This window comes from Virgibacillus sp. NKC19-16, from assembly GCF_021560035.1.
GTDB classification, from domain to species: domain Bacteria; phylum Bacillota; class Bacilli; order Bacillales; family Amphibacillaceae; genus Virgibacillus_L; species Virgibacillus_L salidurans.
In genome coordinates this window covers 3,174,761-3,189,563 of record NZ_CP074373.1, presented here as the reverse complement: position 1 = coordinate 3,189,563, position 14,803 = coordinate 3,174,761, and the positions used below count along the sequence as shown (strand labels likewise).

Sequence of the window (14,803 nt, the reverse complement as noted above, 5' to 3'; positions counted from 1 at the left end):
TTCTAGAAACAGAAAGGACATGTTATGAAGAAAAAAGAATCTTACAAAAATCCGGTATTTTTTATCTCTGCAATTATTCTTAGCTTGTTAGTTATCATTGGTGCTTTCATGCCAGAGCAATTTGGCACCGTAGCCCAGGCACTTTTTGATTTTACGACGGTTAATTTTGGGTGGTTTTATTTACTGGCAGTATTTGTTATTATTCTATTTCTCGTTGGAATTTCCATGAGTAAATATGGAAAAATGCGGTTAGGGCCTGCAGATTCACGCCCGGAATACCCATTCTTTACATGGGTTGGTATGCTGTTTTCGGCGGGATTTGGTGTATCGCTTGTTTTCTGGAGCGTCGCAGAACCGATGAGTCACTTTTTTGTGACACCGTTTCCTGGCCTTGAGCCTCAAACCGAGGAAGCGGCTAGGGTGGCGATGGGTTATTCTTTATTCCACTGGGGAATTAGTCAGTGGGCCGTATTTGCGATTGCAGGACTAGCAATTGCTTTTATTCAATTCAGAAAAAGAAGAAGTGGATTGGTTTCTGTTGCTATCGAACCCGTTATCGGGAAAAACAGGGGGGTAGCGAATACGATTAATATATTGGCTGTCATTGCTACAGTCATGGGTGTTGCGACAACTGTTGGGTTATCGTTTATCCAGCTTAATGGGGGATTGTCATCCGTATTTGGGATTCCGAATAATATCGGGGTTCAGGTCATCATAGCTCTAGTCATGATGGCTTGCTATTTAGTTTCTTCCGGTACAGGATTGGATCGAGGAATAAAATGGCTGAGTAATATAAATTTAGGGTTGGCTCTGCTTATCATGGTAATTGTATTTTTACTTGGTCCAACGGTATTTATTTTAAACTCGTTTGTATTGGGCTTAGGCGATTACATAACCAATTTTATTCAGTATAGTCTGCGCTTGACGCCATATGCAGGCGGCGAGTGGGTATATGATTGGACGATATTCTACTGGGCATGGGCCATCGCCTGGTCTCCATTTGTAGGAGCATTTGTAGCACGGGTATCAAGAGGCAGAACCATCCGTGAATTTGTAGCAGGTGTGATGGTAGTACCGCCCGCTATTGCCTGTGTCTGGATTGCCGTATTTGGCGGAACAGCACTCTACAGTGATTTAAATAATGGAACACAAATTGCAGAGGCGGTTAATGAAGATGTAACAGTGGCCTTATTTCAAGCATTGGAAGCTGTGCCTTTTACAGACATCTTATCGGTCATCTCGATATTGCTGATTTTTACATTCATGGTAACTTCCGCTGACTCAGCAACGTATATCTTAGGTACCATGACATCCAAAGGAAGTCTAAATCCAGCCCTGATCACCAAAATCATCTGGGGTGTTCTTATCACAGCAATCGCCCTTGTATTATTATTTACAGGCGGATTGAATGCACTGCAAACAGCATCATTAACAGCAGCATTGCCATTTACAGTCATCCTGCTGATTATGGTTGTATCGATATGGAAATCGATTAAAGGAGAATACAAGAAAGATAAATAAAAACGAAGCAGCTAAACGTTATGTGTTTAGCTGCTTTTTTTGAAATAACGCTCATAAAATGATTTTCACTTTCTTGACAGAAGACTTCGAAAACGGGAGAGGGTGTGTCCAAATCGGGAGACAGCAATGCCGTACCGGGAGAGAGCACCCCGAAAACGGGAGAGAACGTGTCCGAACCGGGAGAGAGCATTCCGAAAACGGGAAACTGCACCCAGGGGAAAACTTTCTGCAGGAGGGTTCTGTCCCATCGCTACGCTAACGCGGCAGAGCGGTAGGACAGACTCTTACACCCCATACAATATATAAGGAATGGCTGATTTGATAAATTCCGCCGGTGGTATCTCCTTATCATTTCTTCTCCATTCTACAGAAGCTCCGTAAATTCCCCAGCTTAACATGACAGCAGTCACCTTTAGAGCCTCAATCTCTTCCGCTTTATTTCGTTTTACTAACATGTTGTAAAAAATGAATTCGAGCTGTTCCCTAATAATACGGGCAATGGTATCTTCGTATCCTCTATGGCATCGATTTGATAACGACGTTTGGAAATTTGTGATCGCTATAAAGATGCTAACCAACGTTTCTTCATTTAGTTCGTTATTTTGATAGTAATCACAGTTCAAATTAACGAATAATACTTCTGATAATGCCTTGTCTAATAAATCATATATATCTTCAAAATGATAATAAAATGTGGCACGATTAATCATAGCCTCTGTTGTAATATCCTTGATCGTAATATTCTTGAATTCCTTTTTATCTGAAAGCTCAATAAAAGAATCCATGATTAACCTGCGTGTGCGTATAATTCGGGGATCTGTCTTTGTTTGAGCCAATCAAAAACGCCTCCTCATCTTTCAACACTTTCCTCAATATGTTGTATAAACAACAAGTTGAATGAATTATTGGTGTTTGTATTTTTCATTATGCACTAGAATTGAATTGTAAAGCAATAGATAGCACTCGCTTATTCTATAGAAATGAGGGGAATTAATTGCAAAACAATAATAATATGATTTGTGATGCAGAAACAGGTGTATGCGGCGTAACTGAAGAAGAGGAAATGGAGATGATTGATTTTAACCAACCCAAAAAGTCGATTAATCTTTATTATGTGACGGATCCTATTTGTTCTCATTGCTGGGCAATTGAACCAGTTCTTCGTCGATTTGTAGAGCAGTATGGAGATCATTTCAATTTTCATACGGTCATGGGTGGCTTGCTGGAAAAATGGCATGACGGCCCTATCGATCCTGCGAACGGAATTTATAAGCCAGCCGATGTTGCTGGTCACTGGAGAGAGGTTGGAGAACAATCAAGAATGCCAATTGATGGGACCTTAATGATTGATAATCCAGTAGCGTCCTCATTCCCGCCTTCTCGCGTGTTTAAGGTAATTCAAAAAAATCATAATGAAAGATTAGCATTTGAATATTTGCGCCGCGCAAGAGAAGCACTGTTCGCATTTAATCAGAATATTTCAGATAAATTCGTTATGATTGAAATTGTAAATAAACTTGGTCTTGATGGAGAAGCCATTATAAATGAAGCGGAACAACCAATCGGACAACAATTACTCGAGGAAGATTTTGGCCTCGCAGGAAGATTGGGCGCCAGGGGATTTCCTACCATCATTATGATTAATGAGGAAAATAAAGGCGTAAAAATTGTTGGTGGTCGCCCGTTTGAATACTATGTTGACGGGTTAAAACAAGTTCTAAATACGCAAAGATTGCAGCCAAAACAACAAGCTTCCCTTCCTAGTTTGCTTGAGGAGGAAAAGCTTCTATTCTCCAAAGAAATTGAAGTAATGTACGATGTTGAACAATCAGACCTTGACACTTTCATTGAAAAAGAACTCTCAGCCGATCAATATCAAAAGAAGGAAATTTTAGGGGAGTTTTATTTTGCAACAACGAAATAAGGAGAATGGTCAGACATACGTGCAAGATTGAACTCATCAATAGAAAGCGAGCAGCAATCAAAGCTGCTCGCTTTCTATTTGATGGAAATTAGAAATAAATTAATAGTAATCTATAGCGGTTCTGCAGCGTTATTCAACGTTTTCACTCCGTCTTCTTCCCTATAACTTTAATCCATTTGCGTTCCATGTAGGATAGAATCCGTTCTCAAGTAGGTGGTTAAGTCGAATTAGGCTCAACCATGTGTCAGAGAGTCGCTCTCAAGTTATTTCTTCCTCGACAGGTTTATTTTAAAGGAGTACATATCCGACCGGTAAAAGGCGTGCTCAAATTCTACAAAATTACCATCGACATCTACTAATTTTCGATCGGCAATTAACAGGCTTTCGTCGCTAGAGATTCCAAGTAAAGCTGCATCTTCCTCTTCTGCTTTCCCTGCAGTTATGACTTGCTCTGCTTCTAAGGTGTGTATGTCTAATTTTCGCTCAAGCAAATCATATATGGTGACTTTATTCAAATCATAGGTGGAAATCTTTTTTCCTAAGTGTATGGGATAATAGTGATTTTCAATGCCCATTGGCGTGTTGTCTGCGTATCGGACCCTTTTAAAATGATAAGCTTTCGCGAGTCCTGTAGCGTTTTGAAGGTGTTCAGGTAACTCAATCATTTCCGATTCAATCAGCTTTGCTCCTGGCTCCATTCCCATTCGTTGAATCGTCTCGGTTGTACTGCTTAAGCTGCCGAGCCAGTCGTTGATCGGTTTTAGCGAGATAAACGTGCCTTTCCCCGGAAGTTTCTTGAGAACACCTTCACTCACTAATTGGTCTATCGCCTGCCTGACCGTGCTGCGGCTGACATAATATGCGTCGATGATTTCGCGTTCACTTGGGATTTTATCCTCATACATCCCTTGTAAAATATTCTGTTCGAGTTTTAATTTTAATTGGATATATAATGGAATTGAATTATTGTAATCCAATGTCATATTTATTCACCCTTGTTCCATGGAATTTTGTAGCGACTGCGAGGCGACATAGGGATGGTGTTGCTAATAATATTCCTCATCATCCTCCGCAAAATCGCTATCCTCATCTACAACAGGCAAATCAAGGTGCTCCCTGAGTTCTGTTTGCATCTGGGCTCTGCTTTCTTCTTCTACCTGATAATACCAGCCCCCATTCGTATACCCGCCCGCGCCATCAAGGTTGACGGTTTCGATAGCGACTTGCTCATCCAGGCCATAAGATAGGAAGCTCCTGATTTCACTAAAATTTATATTTGTCGTCATGTTTGATCCGACAGCTGTGATTAATTCGTCTAGTTTGAAGACAGACGAAGGGGATGTTGCTTTGCTTGCAATTGCTGCGAGAATTTCCTGCTGCCGTTTTCCTCGTTCGACGTCGTTGTCCTGCTTTCGCGTTCGGGCCATGGCCAACGCTTCTTCACCATTTAAATTTTGCTCCCCGGGATATAAGTGAATCGAATCCCTGTCATCATTCGAGTCGGACTCTGTGAATTCATATGGCACATCATACTTGATCCCGTCTAATGCATCGACAACCTCAACAAATCCCTCAAAATTCATACGTACAAAGTAATCCACAGGTACGTGCAGGAAATTTTCCACCGTTTCAATCGTTGCTTCCGGGCCGCCGAATGCATGCGCATGATTTATTTTCGTGTTGTAATCGACTTCAGGAATGTAAACATAAGAATCCCTCGGTATGCTCAATATTTTAACCGTGCTATCCTCCTTATTGAAGGTCGCAAGCAGCAATGCATCTGAGCGGCTTTGATCTAAATTATCCCGGTGCTCGTTACTATCCACACCAATAAAAAGAACCGAAACATTATCCTCCACTGGATTGACATGCCCCTCCCTTAGTGGTGATGTTTCATTCTCACGACCTATTTCCTCATGTGAGTCATCTATCGTGCCAGCCGTCCTGTCAACTAAATACACAGCATAACCTGCACCAATCCCAATAAGGAAAATGAAAATGATTCCACTATATAGAAGCAATTTTTTCTTTGATAATTTCGTAAAACGCTTTTTGCTGGACATAGACTGACTCCTCATGGTTTCTTAGTCCCTATTTTACAGATTATATACGAAGATTGACAGGATAATGTATATTTACGTGAATTAATTTTCTAACGTAAGGTTCTTTTTTCTATAATCGATGTGATTTTCGTATTGGTGGCATGTAAAAATAAAAAAGTTTTTTCATCATATATGCCCCCAGATGTACGCTGCATTCGATTGTATGGGTGAAGGAGGTGGTAAACATGGCAGTAGCAGATAAAGTCAGTTCCTCGCTGCGTTTGGTTCTGTACGATGGTGATGACACCATGACAGGCGAGCCAATGTATAAGTACAAAAGCTTCAACAATGTAAAAACAGAAGCAGTCGCGGATCAACTGTTGCCGATTGCAGAAGCCGTTGCAGCATTGCAAGAGCGTCCCCTATACAACATCGAGCGCAGAGACAACTCCGAAATTAGAGAGGGCTAATTCGGAGGCAATCGGTAAATGGCGATTAATCTAGAAGTAATGTCAGCTTAGAGATTAGAGCCATTATCGGCACAGTAAAATTTAATGTAAGAAGGGGGGTTAAACCATGACCAAAAAGATTGAGCTTAAATTTCGCAACGAGGACGAAAAGATTGTCACATATTCATTAGACAACCCAATCGAGCCGGTGGACCCAGAAGCAGTCAACGCTGCAATGGACGAAATTATCACGCAAAATGCCTTCACTTCATCAGGCGGCGACGTAATAGTGAAAGACAGCGCCCGTATTGTTGAGCGTACCGTGGAGGACATTGAGTTGGGATAATGAAGTGATCGGGCGTGCTTGGAGGCACGTGCGACGTGAAATAGATGGAATAATGCAGAACATGACCAGCGGCTCGGCCACTGGTCTGTTTTGGTAGTAGGGAGAGTGGTGTGCGACGTTGAACGGGAGAGGGCCGTCCGGAATCGGGAGAGCGGGGCGTTGGAACGGGAGAGCGCGGTTCGAAATCGGGAGAGAGTCATGTCGGAACGGGAGAGAGTCGTCCGGAATCGGGAGAGCGCCGTCCCTCGGGTGAGCCACATTCTTGCTCGAGTAGAAGCTATTGTCGCTCGAGTGAAGCAATCCCCCGCTCGCTCGCGCCCCAGCACCCCAAGGTCGAGCGAGAGCCAGCTTTGGTCGAGCAGCGGTACTTCAAAGTCGCGCCCCAGCACCTCAAGGTCGAGCGAGAGCCATCCTTGGGCGAGCATCGTTACCCCAAAGTCGCGCGCCAGGTTATAAAATTTTTACTGTCGCTTGAGTGAGCGACATTCTCGCGCGAGTAGGAGCTATTCTTGCTCGAGTGAAGCAATTTCCCTCTCGCTCGCGCCCCAGCACCTCAAGGTCGAGCGAGAGCCGGCCTTGAACGAGCATCGTTACCCCAAAGTCGCGCGCCAGGTTATAAAATTTTTACTGTCGCTTGAGTGAGTCACATTCTCGCGCGAGTAGGAGCTATTGTCGCTCGAAATTGGTAGAGAAGCCCGTCAATCCGGGAGAGAGCATCCCAAAACCCAGGAGAGCGCGCCATGCCTCGCCTATTCGAGCATAAGAACACCATTCACCAGAAAGGAGGCGCCATCAATGGAAACTTGGGTATCGTTCGTAACAGAAGTTGGCTTTCCCATTGCGGTGACATTTTATTTGCTGCACCGCATTGAAGGAAAGCTCAAACCTGTTAATCGAATCGATTCATGCACTACCAGAGAAAATGAAATGATAAAAAAATCGGTTTTCTGTTTATGCAGAGAACCGATTTTTAAATCTAAAGGAAATAGTATAGTAAAAAATCATTAGAACTTTTAGCCTCAGCCATTATTATCTATTAGTTATAAATTATGATAAAATAAAGATAAAAATTGGGTGGGTAGGTGATATAATGAAAATACAGAATCCACATGATAAATTTTTTAAAGAAACATTTGGAAAAGTAGAAGTGGCCAAAGACTTTTTGAACAATTATTTACCAGAGCGTATAATGAATGTAATAAATTTAAATACAATTGAACCGCAAAAGGACAGTTTTATTAATGAGGAATTGCAAGAAGGCTTTTCGGATATGTTATTTCAGGTGGATATAAATCAAGAGGAAGGATATATTTATTTCCTTTTCGAACACAAAAGTTATAACAGCAAGGATATAGCTCTTCAGTTACTCAAATATATGTTGGAAATTTGGAATGTGAAAGTCAAAAAAGAACAAAATGCATTGCCTGTGATCATTCCTTTAGTTATTTATCATGGTAGTGAAACTTGGAATAGCAAGGGCTCATTAGCGGGAATGATAAAAGGGTATATAGGACTTCCACAGTATTTACAACGATTTATCCCAGAGTATGAATATTTACTGTATGACCTATCAGAATACACCAACGAGGAAATTAAAGGAGAGGCACAACTGCGAATTGTGCTCACTATTTTTAGAGATATATTTACCAAGAGCGATGAAGAACTCAAGGTTTCTATTTTAAAAGCGGCTGAATACCTGCAAGAACTAGAAGATAGAGAAACGGGGACCGAGTATTTTGAAACCTTAATGAGATATATTTACCACGCAAGAGATAGTTTTACGGTGAAAGATGCGAATGAAATCATTGATAAATTGGAAACGACCTATTCAGAAGGGAGTGAAGTGGTGATGACTTTAGCTGAAGTACTGCGAAAGGAAGTCAAAGAAGAAGTGGTTCGAAACGCCATGAATGAAGGGTTAGAACTAGGTCTTATTGCAAAACTCACAGGACTATCCGAATCTGAAGTGAAGGAAATAATAGATGAGATAGAGAACTAGCTGAGATAGTGTTCCTGTCTCTTTGTCCCACACAGAAGGGAGAGAGTGCCAATGACTTTAGTTGAAACATTGCGAAAAGAAGGGTCTAAACGTCGCGAAGAAGAAGTGGTTCGAAATGCCCTGAATGAAGGGTTAGAACCAGGTTTCATCGCAAAGCTTACAGGCTATCAGAAGCTGAAGTAAAGCAAATAACAAATGAGATAGAGAACTAGCTGGGATAGTGAGCTTTTCCCTCTGGATCCACGGTGACATTTTATTTGCACCACCGCATTGAAGGAAAACTCAACCTGTTAATCGAATCGATTCACGCGCTACCAGAGAAAATGAAATGATAAGAAATCGGTTTTCTGTTTGTGCAGAGAACCGATTTTATAAATCAGCTTCATTGTAAAATGAAATACAACAGCTAAATAAATAGAAAGAGGACAAATTGCTGCCTATTTGGATGAAGGCGTTTCGCTAATAGAAATTAGCATAGCGGGGGACAGGCCCCACATAAAGCCTAATCTGCCTGCATGCCGCCATCCACGTTATACAGTGCCCCGTTAACAAATGATGCCTTATCAGAAGCAAGGAACATCACAACTTGCGCTACTTCTTTTGGCATTCCAAAGCGACCTGCAGGAATCCCTTGTTTGATCGCTTCTGCTGCTGATTCAGGATCATCAGGAGATGTGTTCTGTTGAATACTCGTCAACATTTGCGTATCGATTGCTGCCGGAGCGACTGCATTTACACGGACACCATTTTCTGCTGCCTCAAGCGCTGCTGTTTTTGTTAACCCCGCTACGCTATGTTTGGAAGCAACATAACCAGCCATGCCCGCTGAGCCAATGTATGCCGCATTAGATGCTGCATTAATGATGCTGCCGTACTCTTGAGATTCCATTTAAGCGTAGCGAGGGACAGTCCCCCTAAAAAGTGACGATTTTATCACAAAAATATCACGAGGATATGAAAATTATATAAAAAAATGGTAAAATGCTTCGATAAATCTGCTTCAGTTGTTAACATTTCGGGTAATAGGTATAAGTAGCAAAACATATAAGCAGTTAATTTTGTCAATGCAGGGGTGTTTTTAATGAAGAAAAAACGGCATTCGTTTAAAAAAGGCTTTGCCCTTCTGCTGCTTGCCGTCGTAGCTTTATTTCTAAGCGGCTGTGGCGAATTGGCTGTGCTTGACCCAAAAGGTCCTGTAGCACAGAGCCAGAAGGATTTGATCTTGTATTCCCTTATTTTCATGGTTGGGATTATTGTTGTAGTATTTAGCTTATTTGCTTTTATGTTGTATAAATACCGTGATAACAAGCCTAATCGAAAAGAGGGAGATTATAAACCAAACCTTCATGGAAATTTGAAAATTGAAATTGTCTGGACAGTTATCCCGATACTTATTGTCACCGCCTTATCGATTCCGACGGTGGAAACGATATTTGATCTTGAAGAACCGCCGGAATCCAGTGCTGATAGGGAACCACTGGTCGTTTATGCGACTTCAGCAGACTGGAAATGGTTTTTCAGTTACCCGGAGCAGGGGATTGAGACTGTGGATTACTTAAATATCCCGACGGACAGAGCTATAGAATTCCGTCTATCTTCTGCTGAATCGATGGCATCTTTCTGGGTCCCGCAACTTGGCGGACAGAAGTATAACATGGCTGGTATGGAAAATATCCTTTACCTGCAGGCCGATGAGACCGGTGTCTTTCAAGGCCGTAATGCGAACTTCACGGGCGAAGGTTTTACCGGACAGACATTTGATGTCAATGCGCAGGAGGAAGAAGCATTTAACGAATGGGTGGAAGCGACTCAGAATCAGGCACCGGAATTGACGCAGCAAACATACGATGAGTTGTTGAAACCCGGATTATTAGAAGATGAGATGGAATTTTCTTCGACGCACCTGGCGTTTGTTGATCATGGAAGCAATGACGGCCGGGATTATGCAGTAGAGCGGCACTGGGACTTGTACGGGGAACAACTGCATCTGGAAAATAACTCCGAATGGAGCGAAGAGCTAGAACAGTAAGTAGAAAGCAGGTGAGGATTAATGCAATTGGATGAATTTTTTGTTACCGGTGAACCGTTGATTTATGCTGGGATGGTAGGCATCGTGCTCGTCTCATCAGCCATTATCTTTCTGTTAACGTATTTTAAAAAATGGAAATGGCTATGGCGGGAATGGTTGACTACTGTCGATCATAAAAAAATCGGTATCATGTATATATTAAGTGCGCTGGCAATGTTGTTCCGTGCAGGCGCAGATGCGCTAATGATGCGGACACAGCTGGCGTTTCCGGATATGAATTTTTTAAATGCACAGCACTATGATGAAGTTTTTACAACACATGGGACGATTATGATTATTTTTATGGCAATGCCGTTTTTAATCGGATTAATGAATATTGTCGTTCCACTACAAATTGGAGCACGGGATTTTGCTTTTCCGTTTTTGAACGCACTTAGTTTTTGGTCCTTTTTCTTTGGTGCGATGCTATTTAATCTTTCTTTCGTTATCGGAGGGGCACCGGATGCTGGTTGGACAAACTATGCCCCGCTTGCCGGATCTGCACTTAGCCCCGGGCCGGGAATTAATTTTTACCTGCTCGGTGTGCAATTAGCGGGGATCGGGACATTGGCTACAGGGATTAACCTGATGGTAACGATTTTAAGGATGCGTGCACCTGGCATGACATTATTTAAAATGCCGATATTCACGTGGTCCACGTTGATTACATCGTTTATTATCATTTTTGCATTCCCGATCTTAACGGTTGCACTTGGCTTGTTTACGATAGACCGTATTTTTGGATCACAGTTCTTTACACTGACAGGAGAAGGGCTGCCAATGATGTGGGCAAATCTGTTCTGGATGTGGGGACATCCAGAGGTTTACATTGTTATTTTGCCAGCGTTTGGTATCTTTTCGGAAATTATTGCGACCTTCGCACGAAAACGGCTATTCGGATATACGGCGATGGTCTGGGCGATTATTGTTATCGCGGGACTGAGTTTCGTCGTGTGGGTGCACCACTTCTTTACGATGGGTGCCGGCGCATTTGTCAACTCTATTTTCTCGATTACGACGATGATGATTGCCGTGCCGACAGGGGTGAAAATCTTCAATTGGCTGGCGACGCTGTATAAGTCACGAATTACTGCAAAGGTACCAATGTTGTGGTCCTTGGCATTTATACCGAGTTTCACGATGGGTGGGGTCACCGGTGTTATGCTCGGAATGGCAGCAACAGATTACCAGTATCATAACACATACTTCCTTGTTTCCCATTTCCACTATGTGTTGATTCCGGGTACTGTTTTTGCTTGTTTTGCCGGTCTCATCTTCTGGTATCCGAAAATGTTTGGACATAAATTAAATGAGCGAATTGGTAAATGGAGCTTCTGGTTATTCTTAATTGGATTCCATGTTTGTTTCTTCCCGCAGTACTTCTTGGGACTTGATGGCATGGCAAGAAGGATTTTTACCATTGGACCGGAATGGATGACGCTCAATCTGGTTTCAACACTTGGCGGATTTACCATGGGTCTGGCTTTCGCTATCTTCGTCTACGGTATCTATTACAGTTACCGGTACAGTGAACGCGAAGTCGGTGTAGACGACTGGGGCATTGGTAGGACGCTGGAATGGGCGACACCTACACCAATACCGAAATATAATTTTGCTACCATTCCACATGTTGAAAGTCATGATGCCTTTATTGATATGAAGGAAAAAGGACAGACAACCTTTGATGAGGAAAAATTAGCACCGATCCATATGCCAAGCAACACCGGGCAGCCGTTTATTATGATGGCTATTCTATTCTTTGCAAGTTTTGCCCTTGTGTTTGAGTGGATTACATTGGCAGTGATCGGACTGATTGGTGTCCTTGTGATGATGGTTATCCGTTCGTTCGATTATAATGAAGGCTACCATATCGATGTGGATGAAATTAAACGAACAGAGCGCGCGGCAAGGGGGTTATAGGATGAGTGAAAATGAAATGAAATCAGTTCCCTTGGAATACAGGACGAATGAAGGGCAGATGAAAATTGTTGGCTTCTGGATTTTCCTTGCTGCTGAAATATCATTATTTGCAACGTTATTTGCAACATATGCCGTATTATTTGGCAGAACGGCAGATGCGCCGACACCGGCAGAATTATTTCAGCCGGGAATCGTGTTATTCATGACCATCCTCCTCTTAACGAGTAGTTTTACCTGTGGGATAGCTATTCACAGGATGCGTGAAGGAACCTTGAAAGGCCTGATTACCTGGCTGGTTATTACAGTTGTACTTGGTCTTACGTTTCTGGGCTTTGAGGTTTATGAATTTGTCCATTATGTGAGTGAAGGGGCAACACTGCCTTCAAGTGCTTTCTGGTCGGCCTTCTATGTTCTGGCAGGTACGCATGGCATCCACGTGGCACTAGGAATCGGCTGGATAATCCTCCTTCTGATTCAGCTCAAACAGCGGGGGATCACTGCAGTCACTAGCAGGAAGGTGTTTATTATCGGGTTATATTGGCACTTCCTTGATGTCATCTGGATTTTCATATTTACCGGTGTTTATTTGATTGGGATGGTGATTTAATATGGAAAAACAATCCAGGAGATACCCTGTAAAACACATCATTGGATTTCTTGTATCGATTGCCTTGACCATCATAGCCGCTTGGACAGCGCTTGGTTCGGATCTGCCGGATATGTGGATTATCTTAAGCATTTTGGCTTTGGCTGTTATTCAGGCGGGGATCCAGTTGTTTATGTTTATGCACATCATTGAATCGGGTGCAACACATGCCCCGTGGAATATGATGTTTCACGCTGCTGTGGTGGCAAGTATTGTTGTAGCAGGATCGCTGTTCACGATGTCATTTGGATTTACACATGACCATGATGATGAAGGCGGACACCAAGAACATGAGCAAATGGAGCAGCATGAAGATCAAGGTGGTCATTGATTTTTTGATACGGAAAGGAATTCATGGAGAAAACCCGAAGTTAGATTGATTCTGTTTGTGTAGAAATGTTATAACCATAGAAAAACCCCACTTATTCTTAGGGAATGAGTGGGGCTTTTTGATTTACTGCAGGTTTCTTTTTCTATATGACATGAATTTGACTTCGTATATGATAAACATGACCCAAGCGACTTCAGCAACAATAAGACTCAAGTAAAACATAATCCATGAGATAGAGAATGGATCGGGCGGTGTCTGGAACATAACCGCGAAAAAGTAGAGCCACATTCCTACCAACAGTACAGATTGGATGAGGGCATATAACTTCTTATTTAAACGGAGGAACAAAAATGGTGTCAATGTTGCAAGCACCATAAACATAATCGTGATACTCATGTAAATCAACTCCTTATTGATATGATTTAATGAAAGGGGTTTCTCTTCTATTTATTATAAAGGAAATTCTTGAATTTGTCACAAAGATGACACATTTTATGTACAGAATGAACGGGCGGGAGGTTCATTCAGAGCACTAAAATCCTTTACTTGAGCGGGAGAGGATCACAATCGAGCACCAGCGGAATTTAGCAGTCTGTTGCTCGCCTTGGAGGAGTTATTGCTCGAATTGAATGAGTTGTCGCTCGTACCGGTGATGCTGTTGCTCGAGCGAGCGTGAGGGATGTTTATTCGAGCACTAAAAGCTTTTACTTGAGCGGGAAAGGGTCTCACTCGAGCACCAGCGGAATTTAGCAGTCTGTTGCTCGCCTTGGAGGAGTTATTGCTCGAATTGAATGAGTTGTCGCTCGTACCGGTGATGCTGTTGCTTGAGCGAGCGTGAGGGATGTTTATTCGAGCACTAAAAGCTTTTACTTGAGCGGGAAAGGATTACACTCGAGCACCAGCTACAATTTAGCGCTTTGATGCCCGCCCTGGAGGTATTGTTGCTCGAATTGAATGAGTTGTCGCTCGTACCGGTAATGCTGTTGCTTGAGCGAGCGTGAGTGATGTTCACTCGAGCACTATAGAAATTTCTATCGTTTAAGGGACAGCATCCCTTATGTTCTTAAGACGAGCAAATAGGAAGCAGAAGAACGGTCCCCATGCTTCCTGCGCATGCACCAGCCAAACCTTCTTTTCATACGTTATCCTGATTACTATTTTTCAGCAATCAGTCGATGGAACACAATCAAAGAGCTATAAAGGGGTTTTGTTTATGGGGAAGGTTAAAGCAGGTGTGATTTCGTTTTTTCTATTATTCCTGGTAGCTTGCGGGGCGAATATTAGCGACGAGGAACTGTACGATGAGGCAATCAGCATTCTGGAATCGGATTTTGCTGAGCCCAATGCGTTTACATTGGAATATTCCTCGCTTGAGATGACCGAGATTGAAGAGTTAGATGATAACCTGTATGAGGTAAGCGGTAATGTGTTTGATCAGTATCAAAATGGCGCGTCATTTACTGTGAAAATCAGCATAGACGGTGATGTGATGGACTATGAGTGGATGGTAGAGTAGTGTATTGAGGGGTCTGTCCCCATAGCCATCAAGCTAACAAA

The 14,803-nt window shown here is 42.5% G+C and carries 16 protein-coding genes and 2 pseudogenes; 13 read left to right on the top strand and 5 right to left on the bottom strand.

Features of this window, described 5'->3' with window-relative positions; translation table 11 throughout:
- Positions 1-24 precede the first annotated feature (24 nt).
- On the top strand, positions 25-1,521 hold the full coding sequence (locus KFZ58_RS16040; RefSeq protein WP_235792296.1) for a BCCT family transporter: 1,497 nt from the start codon (positions 25-27) through the stop codon (positions 1,519-1,521).
- 284 nt (positions 1,522-1,805) lie between these two features.
- Here the strand turns inward: KFZ58_RS16040 and KFZ58_RS16035 are convergent, their stop codons facing one another.
- Positions 1,806-2,357, bottom strand: a complete 552-nt coding sequence (locus tag KFZ58_RS16035) for a TetR/AcrR family transcriptional regulator (protein WP_235792295.1) — start codon at positions 2,355-2,357, stop codon at positions 1,806-1,808.
- A gap of 176 nt (positions 2,358-2,533) precedes the next feature.
- Here KFZ58_RS16035 and KFZ58_RS16030 point away from each other — a divergent pair, with 176 nt between their 5' ends.
- Positions 2,534-3,445 carry a DsbA family protein gene (locus tag KFZ58_RS16030; RefSeq protein WP_235794762.1) on the top strand — a complete coding sequence of 304 codons (912 nt, stop codon included), beginning with the start codon at positions 2,534-2,536 and terminating at the stop codon, positions 3,443-3,445.
- Positions 3,446-3,708: 263 nt separating this feature from the next.
- Here the strand turns inward: KFZ58_RS16030 and KFZ58_RS16025 are convergent, their stop codons facing one another.
- Positions 3,709-4,428 (bottom strand): GntR family transcriptional regulator, encoded by a 720-nt coding sequence (locus tag KFZ58_RS16025; protein ID WP_235792294.1) that lies wholly within the window; start codon positions 4,426-4,428, stop codon positions 3,709-3,711.
- A gap of 63 nt (positions 4,429-4,491) precedes the next feature.
- Complete coding sequence (locus KFZ58_RS16020) at positions 4,492-5,508, bottom strand: LCP family protein (RefSeq protein ID WP_235792293.1); 1,017 nt, start codon at positions 5,506-5,508, stop codon at positions 4,492-4,494.
- Between the two features lie 224 nt (positions 5,509-5,732).
- Here KFZ58_RS16020 and KFZ58_RS16015 point away from each other — a divergent pair, with 224 nt between their 5' ends.
- The 6 genes and pseudogenes from KFZ58_RS16015 to KFZ58_RS15995 all read left to right on the top strand — a co-directional run.
- Positions 5,733-5,957 (top strand): DUF1659 domain-containing protein, encoded by a 225-nt coding sequence (locus KFZ58_RS16015; protein WP_235792292.1) that lies wholly within the window; start codon positions 5,733-5,735, stop codon positions 5,955-5,957.
- A gap of 106 nt (positions 5,958-6,063) precedes the next feature.
- Positions 6,064-6,282 (top strand): DUF2922 domain-containing protein, encoded by a 219-nt coding sequence (locus KFZ58_RS16010; RefSeq protein WP_235792291.1) that lies wholly within the window; start codon positions 6,064-6,066, stop codon positions 6,280-6,282.
- A 795-nt stretch (positions 6,283-7,077) separates the two neighbouring features.
- Positions 7,078-7,213 (top strand): annotated as a pseudogene (locus KFZ58_RS16005) (YvrJ family protein).
- A gap of 159 nt (positions 7,214-7,372) precedes the next feature.
- Positions 7,373-8,281 carry an Rpn family recombination-promoting nuclease/putative transposase gene (locus KFZ58_RS16000; protein WP_235792290.1) on the top strand — a complete coding sequence of 303 codons (909 nt, stop codon included), beginning with the start codon at positions 7,373-7,375 and terminating at the stop codon, positions 8,279-8,281.
- A 51-nt stretch (positions 8,282-8,332) separates the two neighbouring features.
- Entirely contained in the window at positions 8,333-8,464 is a 132-nt protein-coding gene (locus KFZ58_RS19210; protein ID WP_255694936.1) for a hypothetical protein, read from the top strand.
- Between the two features lie 62 nt (positions 8,465-8,526).
- Positions 8,527-8,613, top strand: a pseudogene (locus KFZ58_RS15995) (YvrJ family protein); the annotation flags it as partial.
- A gap of 170 nt (positions 8,614-8,783) precedes the next feature.
- On the opposite strand, the gene KFZ58_RS15990 reads toward KFZ58_RS15995, so the two are convergent.
- Complete coding sequence (locus KFZ58_RS15990; protein WP_235792289.1) at positions 8,784-9,170, bottom strand: SDR family NAD(P)-dependent oxidoreductase; 387 nt, start codon at positions 9,168-9,170, stop codon at positions 8,784-8,786.
- A 192-nt stretch (positions 9,171-9,362) separates the two neighbouring features.
- Between KFZ58_RS15990 and qoxA the strand changes: the two genes are divergently transcribed.
- From qoxA to KFZ58_RS15970, 4 genes are read left to right on the top strand one after another with little or no spacing between them, the layout of a single operon-like run.
- Positions 9,363-10,310: a cytochrome aa3 quinol oxidase subunit II gene (gene qoxA / locus KFZ58_RS15985; RefSeq protein WP_235792288.1), complete on the top strand. Its 948-nt coding sequence runs from the start codon at positions 9,363-9,365 to the stop codon at positions 10,308-10,310.
- A gap of 21 nt (positions 10,311-10,331) precedes the next feature.
- Positions 10,332-12,269 carry a cytochrome aa3 quinol oxidase subunit I gene (gene qoxB / locus KFZ58_RS15980; RefSeq protein ID WP_235792287.1) on the top strand — a complete coding sequence of 646 codons (1,938 nt, stop codon included), beginning with the start codon at positions 10,332-10,334 and terminating at the stop codon, positions 12,267-12,269.
- Between the two features lies 1 nt (position 12,270).
- Complete coding sequence (gene qoxC, locus KFZ58_RS15975) at positions 12,271-12,876, top strand: cytochrome aa3 quinol oxidase subunit III (RefSeq protein WP_235792286.1); 606 nt, start codon at positions 12,271-12,273, stop codon at positions 12,874-12,876.
- A gap of 1 nt (position 12,877) precedes the next feature.
- Positions 12,878-13,246, top strand: coding sequence for a cytochrome C oxidase subunit IV family protein (locus KFZ58_RS15970; RefSeq protein WP_235792285.1), 369 nt, complete (start codon positions 12,878-12,880; stop codon positions 13,244-13,246).
- 123 nt (positions 13,247-13,369) lie between these two features.
- Here KFZ58_RS15970 and KFZ58_RS15965 read toward each other — a convergent pair whose 3' ends face one another.
- On the bottom strand, positions 13,370-13,642 hold the full coding sequence (locus tag KFZ58_RS15965) for a spore morphogenesis/germination protein YwcE (protein WP_235792284.1): 273 nt from the start codon (positions 13,640-13,642) through the stop codon (positions 13,370-13,372).
- A gap of 817 nt (positions 13,643-14,459) precedes the next feature.
- Here KFZ58_RS15965 and KFZ58_RS15960 point away from each other — a divergent pair.
- The gene (locus tag KFZ58_RS15960; RefSeq protein ID WP_235792283.1) at positions 14,460-14,762 is read left to right on the top strand and encodes a hypothetical protein; all 303 of its coding nucleotides are present in this window, start codon (positions 14,460-14,462) and stop codon (positions 14,760-14,762) included.
- The last annotated feature ends 41 nt before the right edge of the window (positions 14,763-14,803 follow it).